Raw genomic sequence first — 20,563 nt, forward strand, 5'->3', positions numbered from 1 at the left:
CCCCTTGAAATCAACCGAGAAGGCGGCAGAAATCGGTCTGCGTCATCTGATAATTGAAGTGGGCGAAGGCGGCGCCGCCCTTGGCGTAAAACAGCACGCGATCGAAGGCGTAGCCGATGCGGCCGGTCGCGGTGGCGACGCGATCGAGCTGGGTCGTCAGCAGGAAGCCGGCGGCGCCGCCCGGAATCAGTGTCGTGCTGGTGTCCTTCATATCGGCCCAGTCGAACTGGCCTTCGAGGCCGACCACGAGGGAGCCGACCTGATAGTCGCAGCCGCCCTGCACACCGGCGAGCCAGCCGCTGTTGTGATTGGCGGTGAATGCTTGCCCGACGATGGGCTGCTGCTCGTTGACCCCGCGGCCACCGCCGCCATTGCCGCCGACATAGCAACCGGTCCAGGAGAAGGCCGGGGCCGCAGGCGCCGCCTTGTACGGCATCGACACGTCCGCCGCCATGGCCGAGGTCAACGTCGAAACGGCCAGCGCAATGGCGCTGAAAAGGGTTTTGGTGGTCATGCGAGGATCTTCCTTCAACTAACGGCAATGGCGCCTGAGGCGCATCGTGCGTGTCGGCATCGCACAGGCCAGCGACTTCATCTGGTGAGTTGTCCGACTTCGCGATCGGGTCACAGTATCCGGCGAGTCACGCGGCGGCTGTAACCACCGGGTCACAGTGGAAATAACGGCCACTGCAGGTTGCGACTTTTCACAGAGGCTGGCGCGACAGGAAGAATCGGGAGCATCCCCTGCGCCACGCTGTTGTACGAGGCTGCTTCACGCAGTGCGCGTATAGGCCAGGAAGATCAGCGCGCCCAGAAGTAGCGCCGCCGCCATGAACAGCAGCACCGCCGGCAGCCCCGCGAATGCCGCCACCGCGCCTGTCATCGACTGCATCAGGGCGGCGCCGAGGAAGAAGGCGAGGTTGATCGCCGCGAGCGCCTTGCCCGCGGTTTGCGCATCGACCAGCTGCCGCGACATGCCGAACAGCAGCGGCTGGGCGGAGGTCGCAAGGCCGATGAGCACGAACAGCACGAGATCATATTGTGGCGGCATCACGGGAACGCCGAACAGGATCGCGACTGCATAATGCGGCGCCCCCAGCGCCATCAGCGCCAGCAGCAGCGCGCCGACCATATGCGTGCCCGCCACCAGCTCGCGGCGGCGACTGAGCCTGCGGTCGATCATGCCGATGCACAGGGGACCTGCGATCATCGCCAGCGTGAACGCGCCGAGCTGGTTGCCGGCCTCGACCCGCGTCAGTCCCTTGATCTCCATCAGCCAAGGTCCGCCCCACAGGCCGCGCAGCACCAGCGAGGTCGCGAGCGACACCAGCGCCAGCGCGATCAGGCCACGCAGGGGGCGCGAGAGTCCGAGCCTGAGCACCTCGATCATCTGCGACAGCGGCGAGGACTCGTCCTTGTGCTCGGCCGGCTGCCTCGGCACCAGCACGAACACCGCGAGCGCGACGAGGACGCCGCCGAGCGCCGAGATCCAGAATCCGGCGCGCCAGCCGTAGTGATCGACCACGAAGGCGAGCGGGCTCGACGACAGCAGCATGCCGATATTGCCGATCGAGAGGATCGCGCCGGACCACAGCCCGAACCGCGCCGCCGACAATTGCTTGGCCGCCAGCGTCATTGGGCACATCAGCATGCCTGATGTCGCGATGCCGAGCATCACCTGCCCGACCGCAAAACTTTCCGGCCCCGTCGCGAATCCCGACGCGATGGCGCCGATCACGGTTCCCGCAAGCAGGCTCAGCGACACCGGCCGCACGCCAAAGCGATCCATCGCCGCGCCGACCGGAATCTGCGCGGCGGCAAAGGCAAAGGGATAGACCGAGGTGAGGCTCGCCAGCGCCTGCGGCTCGATGTGGAAATCCGCCGCCATCAGGTCGAGGCTGACGGCGGGAATCGTGCGCAGCAGGGTCGAGAGCATGTGCCCGCAGGCGAGCGCAAGCAGCGCAAAGATCAGCGCGCGGGTGCCATCTCCCGCGTTATCAGTGGCAACCGCACTCATCAGCGTCCCGTCCCGGCGAGGGTTTCGGCCGAGTTACACGATTGGCGGGACGGTGCCAATGGGGTCTTCCGGACCTTCGTTCCTCGTTGAAGGCAAGCCGGACATCGCTGACATCCGTGCGAACGCCGGTTGGCCGACACGCCTGCCGCTGAAACTGCGATTCGTCGTTACGTCGTCAGTTGATGACGAACGCTGTTCAATTCTTGCATTCCGATTTATCGAAGCAAAGGTTCGATTGCTCGAGCCTGGAAAAGTCCTCTGTTGCAATGAATACGAGAAGCCCGAGCAGAACCATTGCCGCGATGTTGGAACGCATGCTGGGGCGGCTCTCGACAGTGGCGCGATGGTGTTCGAACTTCGAGAGGTCGAGCATGCGCAAGATGTTGTCGGGCCGTGCATCATCGACCGGATCTCTGCCGCCTCCCGATCGCGTTCGAAACGGTACGACATTTCCCTGGTGGTTCGGTTGATCAGCCTTCATCCCGCGCCTCGTTCCCATCAAGCAGCGCTTGCTGAGTTTCAATGATAAGGCCTGACTTGAGGCGAGCGATCCTGAAATTCGCGAGCGCTGGCGCAATTCAGCGTGATGCCGCGGTGACCTCTCACGTCTCTCCATTTCGTTTCTGTTTGTTTCTGCCTCTCCTTCGTTGGACGGCTTTGATCGAGCGACTGCGTTTTGCGGCGAGCGAACATGAAAATTTGTACAGATTTTCGCACGCGATCGTCATTTTGACGCTGGGATTTTGTCCGCGATACTTCCAATCAGAGGCGGCGGTTTCACCTGCAATCAGTCGGGTCACCCGTAGGCAGGTACAAACAGTTAGAGGGCCATCAATTTGTCAACGCGACCGAAGCTCAGCGTTGCGCTGTTTGGAATCCTTGCAATAGCCGCGGTGGCCTATGGCGTATGGTATGAGCTCCTCGGGGGCGTCAAGCCAGCCGCAGCGGCCGCCCAAAGCGCTGCCAGTCAGGCCGCGGCGAAGATTCCCGTCACCTCGTTCGTAGTGAAGAAGGCCGACTTTCCCGTGCGCGCCTACGGTCTCGGAGTCGTCTCGCCGTTCAAGACGGTGACGGTCAAGAGCCGCGTCGACGGTCAGATCATCAAGGTGTTCTTCAAACAGGGGCAGATGGTGAAGGAGGGCGATCCACTTCTGGAGATCGATCAACGCCCCTTTACCGCGGCTCTCGAGCAGGCGGTGGCGAAGAAGGCCCAGGACGAGGCCAATCTGAGGAACGACCGGTTGAACCTGGAGCGCTTTCAGAAGCTCGCGAAGCAGCAATTCGAGACCCAGCAAAATCTCGATACCCAGCAGGCCCTGGTCGATCAGATGATCGCGCAGGTGAAGGGCGACGAGGCCGCCATCGACAATGCGCAGACCAATCTCGGCTACACCTCGATCAAGGCGCCGATCAGCGGACGAACGGGTTTCCGGCTGGTTGACCCCGGCAACATCGTGCATGCCGCGGATACGACGGGGATCGTCACCATCGCCCAGCTTCAGCCGATCGCCGTGCAGTTCACGGAGCCTGAAGAGCAATTGCAGGCCATCGACAAGGCCTTTGACGCCGGCGAGGTGCCCGTCGAGGCGCTGACCTCGGACGGAACCAGGACACTGTCGCAAGGCAGGCTCGTGGTCATGGACAATTCGGTGAACCAGGCCACCGGGACCATCAGCCTGAAAGCGCGCTTCGACAACAAGGACAATGCGCTGTGGCCCGGCCTGTCGGTCACTACGCGGATGCTGATCGATACGCGCAAGGACGTCATCGTCGTGCCGCAGGATGGCGTGCAGCACGGGCCGTCGGGTCTGTTCGCCTACATGATAGGCGACAATGGCAAGGTCAGCGCGAGGCCGATCAAGGTCAGCCAGAGTGGCGACGCGAATGCCGTGGTCTCCGAAGGGCTGAACGTCGGAGACAGGATCGTCGTGGCCGGGCAGTCGCGCCTGTTCGATGGCGCGCTGGTCGACGACAAGCCGCAGGCCGCGCCGACGGCGGATGCGAGCGCCAGTGCCACCCAGGTCAAGACCGGATCGGCTGACTGACATGGCTGGCGGTATCTCGGCTCCCTTCATTCGCCTCCCCATCGCGACGTCGCTGCTGATGGTCGGCATCGTCTTCGTCGGGATCATCGCCTATCCGCAATTGCCGGTGGCGCCGCTGCCGGAAGTCGACTTCCCCACCATCCAGGTCTCCGCCAACCTTCCCGGCGCGGATCCGGAAACGATGGCTTCTTCGGTGGCGCAACCGCTCGAATCGCAGTTTGCGCTCATTCCCGGCGTCTCGGAGATGACGTCGCAGAGCCAGACCAGTTCGACCCAGATCGTTCTGCAGTTCGATCTCTCGCGCAACATCGATGGCGCCGGCTCCGACGTGCTCGCCGCCATCAATGCCGCGAGCGGGCAATTGCCCAAGAACATGCCGACCCCGCCGACCTACAGAAAGGTCAATCCGGCCGACTCACCCATTCTCACGCTCGGTGCCACATCGACGACGCTGCCGATGACGCAGGTGTCCGACGAGACCTACACCAAGCTCGCGCAGGCGATCAGCCATATCAGCGGCGTCGGCCAGGTCAGTGTCGGTGGACAGCAGGCGCCGTCGATCCGTGTCCAGATCGATCCCGCCAAGCTGGTGGCCAAGGGCCTGTCGCTGGAGGACGTGCGCACCCCGCTCTCTGTGATCACCGTCAACAATCCCAAGGGAACCCTCAACGGCGACACCCGCACCTACACCGTCTATGCCAACGACCAGTTCACCAAGGCCGAGGCCTGGAACGACATCGTCATCGCCTATCGGAACGGCAGTCCCGTCCGTGTCGGCGACATCGGCCATGCCGTGAGTGCACCGCTGGACAATACCCAATACGGCTGGGTTGACGGCAAGCCCGGCGTCTTCCTGGTCATCTTCAAGCAGCCGGGCGCCAACGTCATCGACACCGTCGACAGCGTCATGAAACAGCTTCCGCATCTGCAGGCCGGTATCTCGCCGGCCATCAAGGTCTCGGTGCTGTCGGACCGCACGCAGACGATCCGCGCGGCGGTGAAGGACGTGCAGTTCACGCTGCTGCTGACGATCGGCCTCGTCGTGATGGTGATCTTCGTCTTCCTGCGCAGCGTCTGGGCCACTATTATTCCGTCGATCACGGTGCCGCTTGCGTTGCTGGGCGCCTGCGCGCTGATGTGGATAGCCGGCTACAGCCTCGACAATCTGTCACTGATGGCTCTCACCATCGCGGTCGGCTTCGTGGTCGACGATGCAATCGTGATGCTGGAGAACATCACCCGCTACATCGAGGAGGGCGAGACGCCGATGGCCGCCGCGCTCAAGGGCGCCAGCGAAATCGGCTTCACGATCATCTCGATCTCCGTTTCGCTGATCGCGGTCTTGATTCCGCTATTGCTGATGAGCGGGATTATCGGCCGCCTGTTCCGCGAATTTTCGGTGACGCTCGCGATGACGATCGCCGTGTCGGCCCTGGTATCGCTGACGTTGACGCCGATGATGGCGTCGCGCTTCCTCAAATCGCACGACGAGGAGCATCACGGCAGGCTCTATATGCTCAGCGAGCGGATGTTCCAGGCCCTCGTGAACGGCTACGAGCGAGGCCTCGACCTCGTGCTGCGTTTCCGCTTCATCACCTTGATGGTGTTCTTCGCGACGATCGCGCTGACGGTCTATCTCTTCGTGATCATCCCCAAAGGGTTCTTTCCGCAGCAGGATACCGGGCTGATCACCGGAATCGTCGAAACGTCGCAGGACGTGTCGATCGCCGATATGGCGAAGCACATGCAGGAGATCGGCGCGATCGTGCTGAAGGATCCGGCGATCGACCACATGGCGATGCGGATGGGCGGAAGCGGCAATACGCTCAACGACGGCACGATGTACATTACGTTGAAGCCGCGGGATGAACGCACCGACTCGGCCGACCAGGTCATCCGTCGTCTGCAGGTCCAGACGGCGAAGGTCCAGGGCGCGCGGCTCTATCTCCAGTCGGCGCAGGACGTACGTGTCGGCGGCCGGGCGTCCCGGACGCAATTTCAGTTCACCCTGCAGTCGACCGACATGGACCAGCTCAACGCATGGGCCCCGAAGCTGCTCGCGAAGATGAAGGAGATGCCCGAGCTTCGCGACGTCGCGTCCGACCAGCAGACGTCGGGCACGACGCTGACGCTGTCGATCGACCGCAACCAGGCCGCGCGTTTCGGGATCACGCCCGACGTGATCGACGCGACCCTGTATGACGCATTCGGGCAGCGGGAGATCGCGACATATTTCACCCAATTGTCCACCTACTATGTCGTCCTCGAGGTGCTGCCCTCGCTGCAGAAGAATCCGTCCACGCTGGAGCAGATCTACCTCCGTTCCCCGACGACGGGAGGCGAGGTGCCGCTGTCGGCGTTCACCAAGTGGACCACGGCTCCGGTCCGGCCTCTGGCCATCAACCATCAGGGCCAGTTTCCCGCGGTGACGATCTCCTTCAACCTCGCGCCCAACGTCGCGCTCGGCCAGGCGACGCAGGCGATCGACGCGATGGAACAGCAGATGAACGTGCCGGCCGCGATCACCTCGACTTTCGCAGGCACGGCGAAGGCGTTCCAGGAGTCTCTCTCCTCCGTGCCTTTGCTAATCGTGGCGGCGCTGATCGTGGTCTATCTCATTCTCGGCGTGCTCTACGAGAGCTACATTCACCCCTTGACGATTCTGTCGACCCTGCCGTCGGCCGGTGTCGGCGCTCTGGCGACGCTCCTCATCTTCCATTTCGACTTCAGCCTGATCGGGTTGATCGGCCTCGTCCTGCTGATCGGCATCGTCAAGAAGAACGGCATCATGCTGGTCGACTTCGCGATCGCTGCGGAGCGGGATCAGGGCCTGTCGCCGGTTGAGGCCATTCGAAGGGCATGCCTGCTGCGCTTCCGTCCGATTCTGATGACCACGATGGCGGCGGTGCTCGGCGGCGTGCCGCTGATGCTCGGCCACGGCACCGGCTCGGAGCTGCGTCAACCGCTCGGCTACGCCATGGTCGGCGGTCTCTTGGTCAGCCAGGTCCTGACGCTCTTCACCACGCCGGTTGTCTATCTTTATCTGGACCGTGTCTCGCAATGGTTCAGTCCGAAACCACACGCAGGAAGCGATCCTCAGGAAGAGGACGTTGTCGACGACGGCGATCTGGACGTCGTCGAAAAGCTGGACCCGAAGAAATCAAGGGTCTTTGCGGCAGAATGACTGTTTGACATCCGCGCCGACGACGGCGAGCGCGGCGATCTGGCTCATGTATGCATGGCCAACGCGCGGCGGCTAACCATGCGCAAATTCGGACTGGTTGTACCTGATTTTCGTGATTGTCGGACCGTTTGACGATCAGCATTTCAGCTTCCGTCTGACAGTCTCCCCCTGCTTCACGCCACCGCCTGGGCAATGAAGTTGCGGACGATCTTCGAGGTCTCGCCACGCCGGAACGCCAGAGCCAAGCGCACGATTGGAGCGATCCCTTTGACCTCACGATAGGTGACGCCGGTTACATGAAGCTGGCGCATTGACGCCGGCACGAGCGAAAAGCCAAGCTCAGCTGCCACCAGGCTGACGACAGAGCTGATCTGCGGCGCGGACTGCCCGAGGGTCGGCTCGAAGCCCGCCCGCCGACAGGCCGCGATGACTGTGTCAACCCAGGCCGATCCGCGCGGCGTCAGAATGAGCGGATCCCCCTTCAGCCTGATAAGATCGATTTCAGTCGACTTCGCCACCGGATGGCTTGCGGGCAATACGACGAGCATCGGCTCGTTGGAGAGACGCCGAAACTGTAGATCGTCCTCGCCCTCATCGGGGCGCAGGAACACCGCGTCCCGCTCTCCTTCCCGAAGGCCCGCAAGGAGGCGGGATGTGCTTGCTTCCTCCAACGTCAGATCCACATCGGGATAAGCTCGGCGAAACGATCGGATTGTCGAGGTAACAACGGGATTAAATGGTGCCGAGTTGGTAAAGCCCACCCGCAGCGAACCGATTTGACCCCGCGCAGCCCTCTGCGCGGCGCGAATGGAGCGCTCCGTCGGCCTTGTCCGACAAAGCGCTGTCAAAAAAGATTGATGGGCGAAATCGCTTGCAGCCAAGCCGAATACGAGACGATCGGTCTAATTTATGGCACCTCGGAAAAGCGCGGTGAAATCAGCTTTGGTTGGGGCTCGGTCGCTACCGAGCGCTGACTGGTTGATGAGGGAATCTTCAACAAACATCGTCCGACCATATCTTCATGGTTGGGTGGATTTCAGCATGAGAGGTCACGCATGTTTCGCAGTATCGCGCTTGGAATGATGATCACTCTCGCAATGGCTCTAACCGCGCCGGTGGCCATTGCGCAGCAAAAGCACCACGTCAGCTATGATACGCCGGCAACTCAGACGGTATACACCCAACAACACGTCATCGACGTTGGCGACATTCCGGGACATCAAGCTCGGCTCTTCGAAATTCGGCGGACCTATGGTGACGATGCCCCCCTTATCAACGGATCGAGGTTGAAGGAGCAGTGGACACGCGGCATGTCGGACTACATCGACAACAACGGTCCGGCTCTCATCTACAACGTTTGGATACTGGAGAACGGGGAGAAGTTTTTTGTCAGGACATCTCTGGTCGCTCAAAGCAGTGGAGATGGGAAACTTACGAACATGACATCGGGCGTCATTACCGGTGGCACGGGTAGCCTCGCCAGAATGCGTGGCATCATCAGCAGTCATGGCCCGTCCGAGCCGAAGGCCGGCACCAATGCAAATCAGACGGACATCGACTATTGGATGGAGTGAGAAGGCCTTCGCCATAGGCGATGGACCGGTGAAAAAGTTGCCGGTCCATCATGTCCGTTCTGATACGGCGTGTCGTGATCAAAAAATGCTCGAAACCAGCCGCTATCCCCTATGGAGAATTCTCATGCCGCACCGTCGAAACGGGCGAATTGTGATGTTCTTGTTTTGCGTGTTCAGCCTGATCTCTACGGCGCGGCCAGTGAGCGCAGAAGTTACCCGGATCGAGTTCACGTCGAAGCAGCCTTACGGCACATTTCGCGCCGGCGACTATGTGATCTGGCAGGGCAAGATCCGCGGCGACCTATCGCCGCAAGAAGCCATCCCTGGGATCAACAAGGCGCCGCGCAATGAACGCGGGCGCGTCGACTACGCGGCGAAGGTCATTCTCATGATGCCGGCGGCTCCGCGCGGGGAAAACGGCGCGTTGCTGGTAGACGTACCCAACCGCGGGCAAGTCTGGGCCGAGGCGATCTACAACTCGCCACGCGACGTGCGGTTTCTCCCGGGCACGCTGGAGCAGGGCACCGGCTTTCTTCAAGACCATGGTTTCGCGGTTGCGGAGGTATTTTGGGAGCTTGGACAGAGTGCGGACCTGCCTTCGTTCGCTGACGCCGATGGCAAGACACGGTTCGTCGAGGGAGTGGGCTTTGCGATCGTCCGCGATGCCGCGGATTTCTTCGCGCATGCAGCTTCTGACAAGGGTGGAACGCCCAACCCGCTCAAGGGAGCGATCAACCGCGTGCTCGCGAGCGGCAGGTCGCAGGATGGACGATTCCTGAAGACCTTTCTCCTGAACGGCTTCAACATGATGGGCAACCGGCGCGTCTTCGACGGAATGCATGTGTTCGTCTCGGCCGCTGGCCTTCTACCGATCCTGCAGACGGGCCTTGGACCAATGTCGAGCGCCGAGGGGGCTCCAACATTCGACAACCCGGATTTTCCCGGCGTGAATGACGGACCGCTCACGATCGGGGAGATCACGGCCAAGGTCGAGGCGCGCGGCGAGGTGCCTCCGAGGATGATACTCGTGAGCTCCACCACGGACTACTATTCGCTGCGCGCTTCGCTTGGCCGCACGGGCGCGTCCGGAACCGCGGATCAGCCACTGCCCGCCAATGTGCGGATGTACGATATCGCGGGAGGCCCGCATATACCCGCCCCCAAGGCACCGGCCTGCACACTGACGCCAGGCCGCCTCGATTGGTCGCCGCTGTCGCGGGCCCTCCTGCTGCACCTTGATGCCTGGGTAAGCCGCGGCACCAAGCCGCCCGCCAGCGAGCTGATGTCGCTTGAAGCCGCGGGCGGCGAGCCACCTGCGCTGCGCGCCCCGACTCGGCTTTCCGCCGCAGTGATACAAGTGCCAAAGCGCGATCAGGACGGCAATGCGCTCGGCGGCGTGCGGCTGCCGGATGTCGCGGTGCCGACCGGCACCAATGGCGCCCAGAACCAGCCGCAGACATTCACCTGCATGCTGATCGGGTCCTTCTCGCCATTCGCAGCGACGAAAGCGGAACGAGAGCGTACCGGTGACGCCCGCCCGTCGATCGAAGAGCGCTATCACGGCCGCGACGATTACGTGAACCGGATCCGGATCGCCGCCCAGGATCTGCTAGCGCGTGGGTTTCTGCTGCCGGAAGACGCGGCAGTGATCGTTCAGGAAGCCGCGTCGACTAACCTGTTCGCGCCCGCACCAACGAATGCCGAGCCACGTTGAGTGAGCCAAGCCGGAGCCTAGGCCTACCACCGAACTGGTGGATGGAGTGAGAGGGTTTCCGCCACCTGCAGAACGCCGCATCACGGGCAGTTTGCTTCTTCTAGACGATCGGTCTATTACGATTTGCATGAGCAAGACGCTGCCTCGCCGCCGTCGCGGGCGACCTCCTAAGGAACTTGCCGGCACCAGCGCGACCCGTGACGCGCTTGTCCGTGCAGGTGTCGTTATGCTGACGGAGAAGGGCTATTCCGCGACGGGGATCGAGGAAGTCTTGCGGAGCGTCGACGTGCCAAAGGGGTCGTTCTACCACTACTTTCCGAGCAAAGAGGCATTTGGAGCGGAGCTGATCGACAGCTACGCTGGCTACTTTTCGCGAAAGCTCGACAGCTTCTTCCTGAACGAGCAGCATTCCCCGCTCGAAAGGCTCAGAAGTTTTACCGACGATGCTACGTCCGCCATGAAGCGCTTCCGTTATGCGCGAGGCTGTTTGGTGGGCAATCTTGGGCAGGAGATGAGCGTACTTCCACAATCATTTCGCCAGCAGCTGTTCGATGTGTTCATCGACTGGCAGCAGCGCACTGCCAAGTGCTTGAGAGCTGCCCAGGCTACTGGTGCAATCTCTTCCAACCAAGATTGCGACTGGCTTGCCGAGTTCTTCTGGATCGGTTGGGAGGGCGCGGTTCTTCGCGCCAAACTCGAACGCCGTTCCGAACCGCTTCATTCCTTCTCGAAGGGCTTTTTCAAGCTCCTCGGTGAATGAGTCGTTTTTCGTGTAGATGGCCGAAGGCACAATCCACCACACTATCTCCGCGCTATCATTTCAACCGACTTGATCAGCCGCTCGCGCTCGGCCGCGAGAGCCTGCCGATCTAGAGCATCCCGTTGAGCTGATCGATCTCATGCTCGTGGCAAACGGCGCTAAGGTTGCGATTCTTGGTTTTGCAAGTGCATCCCCGAGTTGATCTGAATAAATGTCGCCTTCTGGCCCATCGCGACCTCTTGCCTTGCCGCACGAACCTGGTCGCTATTGGGGCAACGCAGACGTAGCCTTCGCATCACGCCGCGGGGTTTATGGGCACACGGCCTAGCCCAGCTCCTGCAGCAGCTTCCGCGTCTCGCCCAGCAACGCCCGTATCGCCCTTCGTTCTGCGATCCGGTCCTGCGTGAATAGCCCATGCTTCCGCGCATTTTGATTTCCCTTCGGTGCGCCTGATCTCGCGGCGCTGCCATGCATGCGGCAGCGGGTCTTGCCGTGCACCGCCGGCGCGAGGCAGGCGCTGCCGCTGCGTGTCCTGGCGCCGCAGCGTGGACTCGCCAGCATCGCAGCCATGATGCGGGGGTGATCGCCGCTCATGCGGTGGCACCTTGTGCGGCATCGACCAGTTCATGTTCGCCTTCGCCGGCTTCGTGAGGCGAGACCGATCCTGCTCCCATCGGCGTGTCCGCGACGCTTTGCTCCGTTACGATCATGCCCGTGTGCTGGACGGGGTGGCTCGCGATGGCTCCTGCGCCATCCTGCACCGTCAGACTCTCCACCGTGATCGCCCGCTCGCCATTGTTGCGGTACCGGTTGAGCGCCTCGACCTGGGCCGGAAAGATTCGCGCCAGCTTGGCGAGCGCGCGTGAGGCGCTGTCCTGCCGCGGGATGTCGTCAGCGAAGGCGAGGCGATGGGCGCAGCGCATCGCCAGGACGTGAATGGAGACCATCTGTGCCGCCAGCATGGCCTCGATGGAGTCCCTCGGCGCGATGCTCTTCATCATCGAGATCATGAAGGCGAGATTGGCCTCGTCCGGCTTCTGCGCAGTCACGCTGGCCTTCACCAATTGCTTCAGGATGCCTTGCAACGCGTCACGGTCGACGGCACCGAGCGCGTCGGCTAGCAGCCGTTCGCCGGTTCTCGGGTCGGGATGATCGATGGCAATGCGCCGCCTGTAGAGTTTGACGCGCGGGCTCGCAGCCGGGTCGCTGCGATCGTTTGCCGCAACCGGCGGCGTGGTGTGGCGATCGGGGGATGTCGTCATGTGTCGTGTCCTTTACCGGCGCAGGTGCGCGAACGACCGCTCGCGTGCTGCGCGCGGCTACGAATTTTGAGATGTCGATGAGAGGCTTGCGCGCGATCGCGGCGAGGCGGCCGTGGAGCGGGCGGCGTGGACGCTGGCGATTGTTGCGATGATGCCATCATGCCGGTGTTTTGCCCGACGTGTCAAATTGCATTTCGTGGTATCCGAAGGTGCTTGTCCTGCGCAAGTCCTTGTCCTGACCGGGGCCGGCTACTGTGCATGGGGTTGTTTTCGCATTTTTTGTTTGGATGCGGCTCTCGCGTGCCGCGCGACGGAATGCCGGCGTGCAAACGCGATTGCGAAATCCGGCGCGGCCGCTAATCATGATCTCCAGAGGCGCCGCACCATGCAAAAGCGGCAGCGCGGGTCCGGGGAGAGAACGAATGCAACGAACGCTTCGCCTGCTGGCGATTGTCGCCGGATTGTGCGTGACGACCGAGGCTCTCGCGCAGAAATATCCGACGCGTCCGTTCAAGATCATGGTCGGCTTCAGCGCGGGCGGCCCGGTCGATGTGGTCGCGCGCATCATCGGCGACCGGCTGAGCAACAAGCTAGGCCAGCCCTTCGTGGTCGAGAACCGCGCCGGCGCCAACGGCATGATCGCAGCCGAGGGCGTGGCGCGCGCGGACGCGGACGGCTACACCATCCTCGCCTGCAACTCGTCCACCATCACGCTCAACAAGACGCTGTTCAAGGACGCCCGCTACGATCCGCAAGGGGACTTTGCGCCGCTCACCACCGTCATCTCGGCGCCGCTGGTTCTCGTGGTCAATCCCGAGAATCCCAAGACGGCCAACATCAATACCGTCGCCGATCTGGTCGCGGCGGCGAAGGCCGCGCCGGGCGCGCTCGCCTACGGCTCGGGCGGCAACGGCAACCTTGCCCATCTCGCCATGGAGCTGCTCAGCCAGAAGGCCGGCATCAAGCTGATCCACGTGCCCTATCGTGGCGGCGCGGCGTCCGAGGTCGGCATCCTCGCGCAGGAGGTTTTGGCGGTGTTCGATCCCTTGTCCGCCGTGCCGCTGGTGAAGGCCGGCAAGCTGCGCGCGCTCGCGGTGTCATCGGCCGAGCGGCTGCCGGCGCTGCCTGATGTGCCGACCGTCGCGGAGGCCGGCTATCCCGGCTTCGACATCTCGTTCTGGGTCGGCTTCTTCATGCCGAAGGCCGTGCCCGTGCCGATCCGTGAGACGCTGCACCGTGAGATCGTCGCCGCCGCCAAACATCCGGCGGTGCAGGAGCGCCTGGAGTCGCAAGGCGTCGTCAGCGTGCTCAGTCCGGCCGACTATGCCGCGAAGATCGCGAAGGAGACGACGGAGCTTGCCGAGGTCGTCGCGGCCGCGAACATCAAGGCGGAGTAGGGGGCGTCACGGCGAGAGGATCTGCTTGCGGTAGCGGATCAGCGCTCGCTCGATGCAAGGCGGATGGCGCGGGCCTTCGCGCCGGTCGTCTTCCTCGATGCGCCGACGGAATCCTCATTAAAGCAGCAGGGAAAACCGGCCGCGAAGCGGGCTTCGAGCTAGTCCTTGGGAAAGTCTTTGCGCATCGCGATCTCGGCGGCGTCGCCGGGCGACAGTACGGTCTGCTCGAACGCCGCTTGCGGCTTCGTCATGATGTCGTAGAGCGAGATGCCCTTGATCGGCTTATCCATGAGCACGCGAACGCAGTCGGCGAGCGTGCCGTTGTAGGCGAGATAAGGCGGACCCCGGTCCTTCTGTCTCTCGCCTTTCAGCGACGGCCACTTCTTCAGTTCGGCCGGCGCGTCGTAGGCGATCGGCGATTCCTCTTTGAACATGCGCTTGGCCTCGGGCGGCGTGAAAAGCCCGAAAAGCCTAGGCTTGCCCGGTAAACGCTCGTTAAAGAATTAGTTCAAATCAGCCGGCAACGAAGGCGAGCAGGGTGCCGTTGGCCTTGGCCGGTGGCACCACGATTGCGGTCCCGCTTCGTACCGCGGCCGGACCCAGCGCCTTCTCGGTGGCTGCGAGATCGCCGCTGACGAGGACCAGGGCCGCGCCACCGCGCGCGGAAAGACCGGTGAGCGGCACGCCGGGATAGCGTTTGCCGAGCTGCTCCAGCGTCAGATAGACGAAGTCGGCGCGGTCGCCGCCGGACGGCACGGCGACTGCACCATCGGCTTCCGTCCTCGGTTCGCGGTCGATCAGGCGGCCGAGATGCGCCGCATCCTGCGCGGGCTCGGGCGTTGCGATCAGCGTCTGCCTGATCCGCTTCGCCGCATTGGCGTGCTTCATCAATTCAGGAATCCACACCGTCTCGCGGGTCTTGTGCTGGCAGGCGAAGATGCGCACGCCGCCGGGCGCCTCAGCGGTCGGCCACATGAAGGTGCGGAATTTTGCCGCCGAGATCGTGCCATCGGGCAGCGTCACCGGCCGTTCGAAATCGGTCGGGCCGATCGGCGTCAGGCCGCGCGCACGGATCTCCTCGGCGCCTGCTGCGCTGTCTACCGCCGTGAAGGCGATGCGCTCGATGCCCTCGCCGTGCCTGTCGACGAAGGCGCGGGCAGGTGCGTTGTGCTCGGTCGCCACCAGCACGCCGAGCAGCTCCATATAGTCGGGGTCGAACATGATGGTGTAATTGCCGGTGCCCATATGCGCGCTGTGGGTGCCGCGCGGCGACAGGGTGAAACCGAGCTGCCTGTAGTTTTCGGCGGCCTTGTCGAGGTCCGGAACCATGACCACGGCGTGGTCGATACCGATGATGTTCTTGAGGGCCACTGTTCTTTCCCCGCAGCAAATGCAAATTACGACCTGGACCGCGCCGGCGGCCGCTGGCCCTGTCTACGCCGGATAGGCGATCAAGTCATTTTCAAATCGGCGCTAGATGCGGAATTTCATTTCGCGAAATGCGGTATCGACGCGTGATGGCGTCACTGCGCCTGCTCGATATAGGCGGCGAGGATGGCGCGCTCCTCGCTGGTCATGTCGGTGATGTTGCCCGGCGGCATCGCATTGGACCACGCCGCCACGCGGCCGATCAGGCGGATGTTGCGATGGATGTGCTCGGGCGCGTCGAGCAAGATGCCCTTGGGCGCGGTCACGATGCCGGCCCAGACCGGCTCTGCCGCGTGGCACATGCTGCAACGGGACATCACGATCTCCTCGACATTGGCGCGCGTCGGCTGTGCCGACAGCGCGCCCGTCTTGACCTCGCGGGGGCCTGCGGCGGAGAGCAAGAGGATCGCGATCACGCCCAACGCGGCGACACCCCACACCCACCACGGCGATTTGCGCCCCGCGTGCCGCTCGTTGAAGAAGTGGCGGATCACGGGGCCGAGCGCCAGAATGATCGCGACGATGATCCAGTTGAAGCGCGTCGCGTAGAGCAGAGGATAGTGATTGCTGATCATCAGCACGACGACGGGCAGGGTCAGGTAGTTGTTGTGAACCGAGCGTTCCTTGCTGGCCTTGCCGAGCTTCGGATCGGGCGCCTCTCCCGCGATCAGGCTGGCGACGATCTTCTTCTGGTTCGGGATGATCAGTGCGAAGACGTTGGCGACCATGATGGTGCCGATGATCGCCCCAATCTGGTTGAAGGCGCCGCGCCCGCTCAGGACGTGGGTGAAGGCGTAAGTGAGCGCGACCAGGAACAGATAGCCGCCGATGGCAAAGGGCAGCTCGCGCTGCGCAAGCCCGGTGCGGCAGGCCGCCTCATAGAGCAGCCATGCCAGCGCCAGGCTGCAGAAGCTGAACAGCCCGGCCTGGACCGGTGTGAGGTCGAGAATCGACTTGTCGACCAGGAACAGGTCGGCATCGAGATAGTACACCACCACCATCAGCGCGAAGCCGGACAGCCAGGTGGTGTAGGCCTCCCATTTGAACCAGGTCAGCTCCTCCGGCATCTGGCTCGGAGCCACCAGATATTTCATGATCCGGTAGAAGCCGCCGCCATGGACCTGCCAGGCTTCGCCCTGCACGCCGTCCGGCAGGTCAGTCTTCGGCTTCAGGCTGAGATCGAGGGCGATGAAGTAGAAGGAACTGCCGATCCAGGCGATCGCCGCGACCACGTGCAGCCAGCGCAGCAGCAGGCTCGCCCATTCCGATATGATGGATCCCCACATGATCACCCCATCAATTGCGACCTGGATGCCGCAGCTTTGATGACCGCAACCGGCGGTCGCGCCCTTACAATGTGTCGCACCGATCTGCCGCATTTTCCAGTACGATGGGCCGCGGCTGATGCACATCGTGCGGGCATGAGCTGACGTGGGATTCGGCAGGTGTTTGAACTGCCGCAGAACATTTGCGGACCTATAAGCGTCGACGTTCAGGACGCGCTGGCTGGGAGGAAGACGACGTGAAAAGCAGGATCTCGTCCGCAGCAACGGCTGCGGGATTGCTGGTCGCGGTTGCTGCCAGCGCGCAGGCCGAGCCGATTCTGCAGGGCAAGGACGCCTATGGCGATTGGCAGGCCGACAAGCCCGGCACGGTCAGGTTGATCCGGCCGCAGGACCTCGTCAGGCCCGGCGCGACACGGTCGGTTGCGAGCACCGCGCGTGTGGCGTCGCGACCGCCGGAGGCCCCGCCACGTGTGCCGGCGGGTTTCAAGATCGAGCTGTTCGCCGAAGGCTTGCGCGCGCCGCGCATTGTGAGGGTCGCGCCGAACGGCGATGTCTTCGTCGCGGAGACGCGGGCCGACGCCATCCGCGTGCTGCGCGCCGGGGATGACGGCAAGGCCGCGACCAACGAGGTGTTTGCCAGCGGATTGAGACGGCCGTTCGGCATCGCCTTCTTTCCGAACGGCGACAATCCGCAATGGGTCTATATCGCCAACACCGACAGCGTCGTCCGGTTTCCCTATCAGGCCGGCGATCTCAAGGCGCGCGGCAGGGCGGAGACGATCGTGGCAAGCCTGCCGCAGGACGGCAGCCATTCCACCCGCGACATCGTCTTCACGCCCGACAACAAGCGCATGCTGGTCTCGGTCGGCTCGCTCAGCAACGTCGCCGAGGGCATGGGGACGCCGCCGGGCGGGTTGGATGGCTGGTCGAAGACGCAGCCGCTCGGCGCGGCCTGGGCCAGTGAGCTCGAGCGCGCCACCGTGATGGCCTTCACGCCTGACGGCAAGGACCGGAAGATTTATGCCACCGGCATCCGCAATTGCGTCGGTCTTGCGATCGAGCCGCAGAGCGGGCTGCCCTGGTGCTCGACCAATGAGCGCGACGGGCTCGGCGACGATCTCGTGCCCGATTACGTCACCAGCGTGAAGGAGGGCGCGTTCTACGGCTGGCCGTGGTTCTATATCGGCGGCAACGAAGATCCGCGTCACGCCGGCGCGCGGCCGGATCTCAAGGACAAGGTGACGGTGCCCGACGTGCTGATCCAGCCGCACTCGGCTTCGCTCGGCATGACTTTCTATCAGGGCACGCAGTTTCCGTCCGACTATCAAGGCGATGCCTTCGCCGCTGAGCACGGCTCCTGGAACCGCTCCAAGCGCACCGGCTACAAGGTGATCCGTATCAGGATGAAGGACGGCAAGCCCACCGGCGAGTACGAGGATTTCGTCACGGGGTTTGTCGTGAGTGACACGGAAGTCTGGGGAAGGCCGGTTGGTGTCGCCGTGGCGAAGGATGGATCGCTGCTGGTGTCGGAGGACGGCAATGGCACCATCTGGCGGGCGACGCGCGCACCGCAGTGACGCTGTTTCCCTCCCCCTCCAGGGGAGGGTAAGCAGCGCGCTCGAATTACCCCCGTCTCACACTCGCGCCACCATCCACCGGCAGCGTCACGCCCGTGATGAAATTCGCCTCGTCCGACGCCAAAAACAGTGCGGCATTCGCGACGTCCCAGCCGGTGCCCATCTTCCTGCGCAGTGGCACCTTGCTGTCGCGCTCGGCTTCGACTTCAGCGCGGGGCTTGGACCATTCGCGGGCGCGGGTGTCGACGGCCATCGGCGTGTTCATCAGGCCGGGCAGGATGACGTTGGCACGGATGCCGTATTCGGCGTTCTGGTAGGCGAGCTGCTCGGTGAAGGCGATCATGGCCGACTTCGTCGCCTTGTAGGCGACGTAAGGATAGGTCGTGATCGCGGCCATCGAGGAGATGTTGACGATGGCGCCGCTTCCTTGCGCGCGCATGATCGGGATCACTTCCTTCGCTGCCAGAATACAGCTCTTCAGATTGATGGCGACGACATGGTCGAACGCCTCCTCGGTGATTTGAAGCAGCTCGGCATCGCCACCGGACAGGCTGACGCCGACATTATTGTGCAGCACGTCGATGCGGCCCCAGCGCGCCAGCGCATCCGCGACCATCGCCTTGATGTCCGCGGATTTGGTCACGTCGGCCTTGAAAGCCGCGGCGGTGCCTTGCTCCGCTGCGATCAGATCGACGGTTTCCTGCGCCGATTCCAGGTGATGGTCGACGCACAGCACTTTGGCACCCTCGCGCGCGAAGGTCAGCGCGGTGGCGCGGCCGTTGCCCATGCCTTCACCGGGGCTCTGGCCGGCGCCGACGACGATCGCGACCTTGTCCTTCAAGCGCATGTCACTTCACTCCCGGGATCGGGTACTGCTGGAGTACCTCTTTGTAATACGGTTCGTTGTCGATCTTCATAGTGGCGAGCACGCGTACCACGCCGCAATAGAAGGCGATGGTGAGCACGAGGTCGACCATGTGCTCGTCGGAGAGATCTTTCTTGATCTCGGCGAAGGTCGCGTCCGACATCGTGAGCTCGCGCACCATCTCGCGGGCGCCTTTCAGGATCGCCCTGGCGAGCGGCTCCAGCTTCGACGGCTTGCCGTCGGTCTCCGCCATCAGACCTGCGATGTCCTCGTCGGTGACGCCGAACTCCTTGCCGATCTTCACATGGTGGGTGAATTCGTATTCCGACTTCTCCATCCAGCCGACCTGGAGGATCGCGAGCTCCCGCAACCGCGGGTCGAGCTTGCTCTTGAAGCGAATATAGCTGCCGATGCCGTTGAAGGCGCGCGCCATCTCCGGCGAGTTGACCAGCAGCTTGTGCAGGTTGGTGTTGCGCTTGAGCATGTCGCGATATTCGGGCGCGACCTGGTCGGCCTCGAGATAGGGCAGGCGGGCCATCCGTGTTCCTTTCAGTGTTCCTGTGATTCACGTTCCGGCGCTTGCAGCGTCACGCCGCCGTCCACCACCAGCACCTGGCCGGTGATATAGCGTGCGAAGTTGCTGAGCAGGAATTTGACGGCGTGGCCGACATCCCAGCCGGTGCCTTCGGTCTTGAGCAGGGAGGCCCTGGCGCGGTTGGCGCGGGCCTGCTCGCTCATGCCGCGGGCATAGACCATCGGCGTGTACATCGGTCCGGGGCAGATGCAGTTGACACGGATGTTATCGCGACCGTGATCGACCGCCATCGCGCGGGTCAGGCCGATGATCGCAGCTTTTGAGGTCGTGTAGGTCGTGAGCCCGCGCGGCCGCAGCGCCGAGATCGAGGAGATATTGACGATCGCGCCGCCCTTGGCGGTCTTGATCATCGCGGGGATCGCGTGCTTGGAGAGCAGGAACATGGTCTCGACGTTGACCTGCATGACGCGGCGATACTGCTCGGGCGTCTCGTCGACCACGCTGCCGCGGCTGCCGATGCCGACATTGTTGTCGAGGAAATCGAGCCGGCCCCAGCGGTCGAGCGCGGCCTCGACCAGTGTCTTGCAATCGGCTTCGCTGGTGATGTCGCCGCCATGCGCTGATGCCGTGCCGCCCTCGGCCATGATCATCTCCACGGTGCGCTCGGCGAGCTTGAGGTCGCGATCGGCCACCAGCACTTTTGCGCCGGCGCGGGCCAACAGAATTGCTGCAGCGCGGCCGTTGCCGATGCCGTCGCCAGCGGCGCCGCCGCCGCTGATCAGCGCCACCTTGCCGGCGAGGCCGGCATCGTCCTCGGGGCCCTGCATGTCGTTTCATCCCAATTATTTTCGTGCAGATTAGCAATCGCCCTGACAGGAGAGAAGGCCGGTGGTCCCGCGCAGATGTCATTGACATCGCA

19 protein-coding genes are annotated in these 20,563 nt (G+C 63.2%); 8 read left to right on the top strand and 11 right to left on the bottom strand.

Annotated elements, in window-relative coordinates; all coding sequences use genetic code 11:
- Window positions 1-10 precede the first annotated feature (10 nt).
- Both J4G43_RS55140 and J4G43_RS15490 read right to left on the bottom strand, forming a co-directional pair.
- Entirely contained in the window at window positions 11-514 is a 504-nt protein-coding gene (locus J4G43_RS55140; protein WP_208085297.1) for an outer membrane protein, read from the bottom strand.
- Window positions 515-772: 258 nt separating this feature from the next.
- On the bottom strand, window positions 773-2,017 hold the full coding sequence (locus J4G43_RS15490; RefSeq protein WP_208085298.1) for an MFS transporter: 1,245 nt from the start codon (window positions 2,015-2,017) through the stop codon (window positions 773-775).
- A 58-nt stretch (window positions 2,018-2,075) separates the two neighbouring features.
- Between J4G43_RS15490 and J4G43_RS15495 the strand changes: the two genes are divergently transcribed.
- From J4G43_RS15495 to J4G43_RS15505, 3 genes are all read left to right on the top strand, one after another.
- Window positions 2,076-2,543, top strand: coding sequence for a hypothetical protein (locus J4G43_RS15495; RefSeq protein ID WP_208085299.1), 468 nt, complete (start codon window positions 2,076-2,078; stop codon window positions 2,541-2,543).
- Between the two features lie 310 nt (window positions 2,544-2,853).
- A complete protein-coding gene (locus J4G43_RS15500) occupies window positions 2,854-4,062 on the top strand; it encodes an efflux RND transporter periplasmic adaptor subunit (RefSeq protein ID WP_208085300.1) in 1,209 nt (402 codons plus the stop codon).
- Between the two features lies 1 nt (window position 4,063).
- The gene (locus tag J4G43_RS15505; protein ID WP_208085301.1) at window positions 4,064-7,246 is read left to right on the top strand and encodes an efflux RND transporter permease subunit; all 3,183 of its coding nucleotides are present in this window, start codon (window positions 4,064-4,066) and stop codon (window positions 7,244-7,246) included.
- Window positions 7,247-7,419: 173 nt separating this feature from the next.
- On the opposite strand, the gene J4G43_RS15510 is transcribed toward J4G43_RS15505, so the two are convergent.
- Complete coding sequence (locus J4G43_RS15510) at window positions 7,420-8,007, bottom strand: LysR substrate-binding domain-containing protein (protein ID WP_244623191.1); 588 nt, start codon at window positions 8,005-8,007, stop codon at window positions 7,420-7,422.
- Window positions 8,008-8,301: 294 nt separating this feature from the next.
- Here J4G43_RS15510 and J4G43_RS15515 point away from each other — a divergent pair, with 294 nt between their 5' ends.
- From J4G43_RS15515 to acuR, 3 genes are all read left to right on the top strand, one after another.
- A complete protein-coding gene (locus J4G43_RS15515; protein ID WP_085404515.1) occupies window positions 8,302-8,820 on the top strand; it encodes a hypothetical protein in 519 nt (172 codons plus the stop codon).
- Window positions 8,821-8,905: 85 nt separating this feature from the next.
- Window positions 8,906-10,534, top strand: coding sequence for an alpha/beta hydrolase domain-containing protein (locus tag J4G43_RS15520; protein WP_208085304.1), 1,629 nt, complete (start codon window positions 8,906-8,908; stop codon window positions 10,532-10,534).
- 127 nt (window positions 10,535-10,661) lie between these two features.
- Window positions 10,662-11,294 (top strand): acrylate utilization transcriptional regulator AcuR, encoded by a 633-nt coding sequence (gene acuR / locus J4G43_RS15525; RefSeq protein WP_085404513.1) that lies wholly within the window; start codon window positions 10,662-10,664, stop codon window positions 11,292-11,294.
- A gap of 324 nt (window positions 11,295-11,618) precedes the next feature.
- Here acuR and J4G43_RS15530 read toward each other — a convergent pair whose 3' ends face one another.
- Window positions 11,619-11,888, bottom strand: a complete 270-nt coding sequence (locus J4G43_RS15530) for an HGGxSTG domain-containing protein (RefSeq protein ID WP_208085306.1) — start codon at window positions 11,886-11,888, stop codon at window positions 11,619-11,621.
- Window positions 11,885-12,556 carry a hypothetical protein gene (locus J4G43_RS15535; protein WP_208085308.1) on the bottom strand — a complete coding sequence of 224 codons (672 nt, stop codon included), beginning with the start codon at window positions 12,554-12,556 and terminating at the stop codon, window positions 11,885-11,887. Before J4G43_RS15535 ends, J4G43_RS15530 begins: the two co-directional genes overlap by 4 nt.
- 422 nt (window positions 12,557-12,978) lie before the next feature.
- Here J4G43_RS15535 and J4G43_RS15540 point away from each other — a divergent pair, with 422 nt between their 5' ends.
- Window positions 12,979-13,953, top strand: coding sequence for a Bug family tripartite tricarboxylate transporter substrate binding protein (locus tag J4G43_RS15540; RefSeq protein WP_208085314.1), 975 nt, complete (start codon window positions 12,979-12,981; stop codon window positions 13,951-13,953).
- Window positions 13,954-14,111: 158 nt separating this feature from the next.
- On the opposite strand, the gene J4G43_RS15545 is transcribed toward J4G43_RS15540, so the two are convergent.
- The 3 genes from J4G43_RS15545 to J4G43_RS15555 all read right to left on the bottom strand — a co-directional run bounded on the left by J4G43_RS15545 (window position 14,112) and on the right by J4G43_RS15555 (window position 16,667).
- Window positions 14,112-14,387, bottom strand: a complete 276-nt coding sequence (locus tag J4G43_RS15545; protein WP_208085316.1) for a hypothetical protein — start codon at window positions 14,385-14,387, stop codon at window positions 14,112-14,114.
- Window positions 14,388-14,466: 79 nt separating this feature from the next.
- The gene (locus J4G43_RS15550) at window positions 14,467-15,324 is read right to left on the bottom strand and encodes a VOC family protein (RefSeq protein ID WP_208085318.1); all 858 of its coding nucleotides are present in this window, start codon (window positions 15,322-15,324) and stop codon (window positions 14,467-14,469) included.
- A gap of 152 nt (window positions 15,325-15,476) precedes the next feature.
- Window positions 15,477-16,667, bottom strand: a complete 1,191-nt coding sequence (locus tag J4G43_RS15555) for a urate hydroxylase PuuD (RefSeq protein WP_208085320.1) — start codon at window positions 16,665-16,667, stop codon at window positions 15,477-15,479.
- A 236-nt stretch (window positions 16,668-16,903) separates the two neighbouring features.
- Between J4G43_RS15555 and J4G43_RS15560 the strand changes: the two genes are divergently transcribed.
- Window positions 16,904-18,244 carry a PQQ-dependent sugar dehydrogenase gene (locus tag J4G43_RS15560; protein WP_208085322.1) on the top strand — a complete coding sequence of 447 codons (1,341 nt, stop codon included), beginning with the start codon at window positions 16,904-16,906 and terminating at the stop codon, window positions 18,242-18,244.
- A gap of 46 nt (window positions 18,245-18,290) precedes the next feature.
- Here J4G43_RS15560 and J4G43_RS15565 read toward each other — a convergent pair whose 3' ends face one another.
- From J4G43_RS15565 to J4G43_RS15575, 3 genes are read right to left on the bottom strand one after another with little or no spacing between them, the layout of a single operon-like run.
- Window positions 18,291-19,091 carry an SDR family NAD(P)-dependent oxidoreductase gene (locus J4G43_RS15565; protein WP_208085324.1) on the bottom strand — a complete coding sequence of 267 codons (801 nt, stop codon included), beginning with the start codon at window positions 19,089-19,091 and terminating at the stop codon, window positions 18,291-18,293.
- A 1-nt stretch (window position 19,092) separates the two neighbouring features.
- Window positions 19,093-19,647, bottom strand: a complete 555-nt coding sequence (locus J4G43_RS15570) for a carboxymuconolactone decarboxylase family protein (RefSeq protein WP_208085330.1) — start codon at window positions 19,645-19,647, stop codon at window positions 19,093-19,095.
- Between the two features lie 11 nt (window positions 19,648-19,658).
- Complete coding sequence (locus J4G43_RS15575) at window positions 19,659-20,471, bottom strand: SDR family NAD(P)-dependent oxidoreductase (protein WP_208085332.1); 813 nt, start codon at window positions 20,469-20,471, stop codon at window positions 19,659-19,661.
- Window positions 20,472-20,563 lie beyond the last annotated feature (92 nt).

This window comes from Bradyrhizobium barranii subsp. barranii (assembly GCF_017565645.3).
GTDB classification, from domain to species: Bacteria; Pseudomonadota; Alphaproteobacteria; order Rhizobiales; family Xanthobacteraceae; genus Bradyrhizobium; species Bradyrhizobium barranii.

What these genes read in the sequence shown, in the direction of transcription:
- J4G43_RS15530 (WP_208085306.1), bottom strand. Translation starts at nt 11,888, where the DNA reads ATGAGCGGCGATCACCCCCGCATCATGGCTGCGATGCTGGCGAGTCCA.
- J4G43_RS15570 (WP_208085330.1), bottom strand. Translation starts at nt 19,647, where the DNA reads ATGGCCCGCCTGCCCTATCTCGAGGCCGACCAGGTCGCGCCCGAATAT.
- J4G43_RS15495 (WP_208085299.1), top strand. Translation starts at nt 2,076, where the DNA reads ATGGGGTCTTCCGGACCTTCGTTCCTCGTTGAAGGCAAGCCGGACATC.
- acuR (WP_085404513.1), top strand. Translation starts at nt 10,662, where the DNA reads ATGAGCAAGACGCTGCCTCGCCGCCGTCGCGGGCGACCTCCTAAGGAA.
- J4G43_RS15565 (WP_208085324.1), bottom strand. Translation starts at nt 19,091, where the DNA reads ATGCGCTTGAAGGACAAGGTCGCGATCGTCGTCGGCGCCGGCCAGAGC.
- J4G43_RS15490 (WP_208085298.1), bottom strand. Translation starts at nt 2,017, where the DNA reads ATGAGTGCGGTTGCCACTGATAACGCGGGAGATGGCACCCGCGCGCTG.
- J4G43_RS15575 (WP_208085332.1), bottom strand. Translation starts at nt 20,471, where the DNA reads ATGCAGGGCCCCGAGGACGATGCCGGCCTCGCCGGCAAGGTGGCGCTG.
- J4G43_RS15540 (WP_208085314.1), top strand. Translation starts at nt 12,979, where the DNA reads ATGCAACGAACGCTTCGCCTGCTGGCGATTGTCGCCGGATTGTGCGTG.
- J4G43_RS15555 (WP_208085320.1), bottom strand. Translation starts at nt 16,667, where the DNA reads ATGTGGGGATCCATCATATCGGAATGGGCGAGCCTGCTGCTGCGCTGG.
- J4G43_RS15520 (WP_208085304.1), top strand. Translation starts at nt 8,906, where the DNA reads ATGCTCGAAACCAGCCGCTATCCCCTATGGAGAATTCTCATGCCGCAC.
- J4G43_RS15545 (WP_208085316.1), bottom strand. Translation starts at nt 14,387, where the DNA reads ATGTTCAAAGAGGAATCGCCGATCGCCTACGACGCGCCGGCCGAACTG.
- J4G43_RS55140 (WP_208085297.1), bottom strand. Translation starts at nt 514, where the DNA reads ATGACCACCAAAACCCTTTTCAGCGCCATTGCGCTGGCCGTTTCGACG.
- J4G43_RS15515 (WP_085404515.1), top strand. Translation starts at nt 8,302, where the DNA reads ATGTTTCGCAGTATCGCGCTTGGAATGATGATCACTCTCGCAATGGCT.
- J4G43_RS15505 (WP_208085301.1), top strand. Translation starts at nt 4,064, where the DNA reads ATGGCTGGCGGTATCTCGGCTCCCTTCATTCGCCTCCCCATCGCGACG.
- J4G43_RS15535 (WP_208085308.1), bottom strand. Translation starts at nt 12,556, where the DNA reads ATGACGACATCCCCCGATCGCCACACCACGCCGCCGGTTGCGGCAAAC.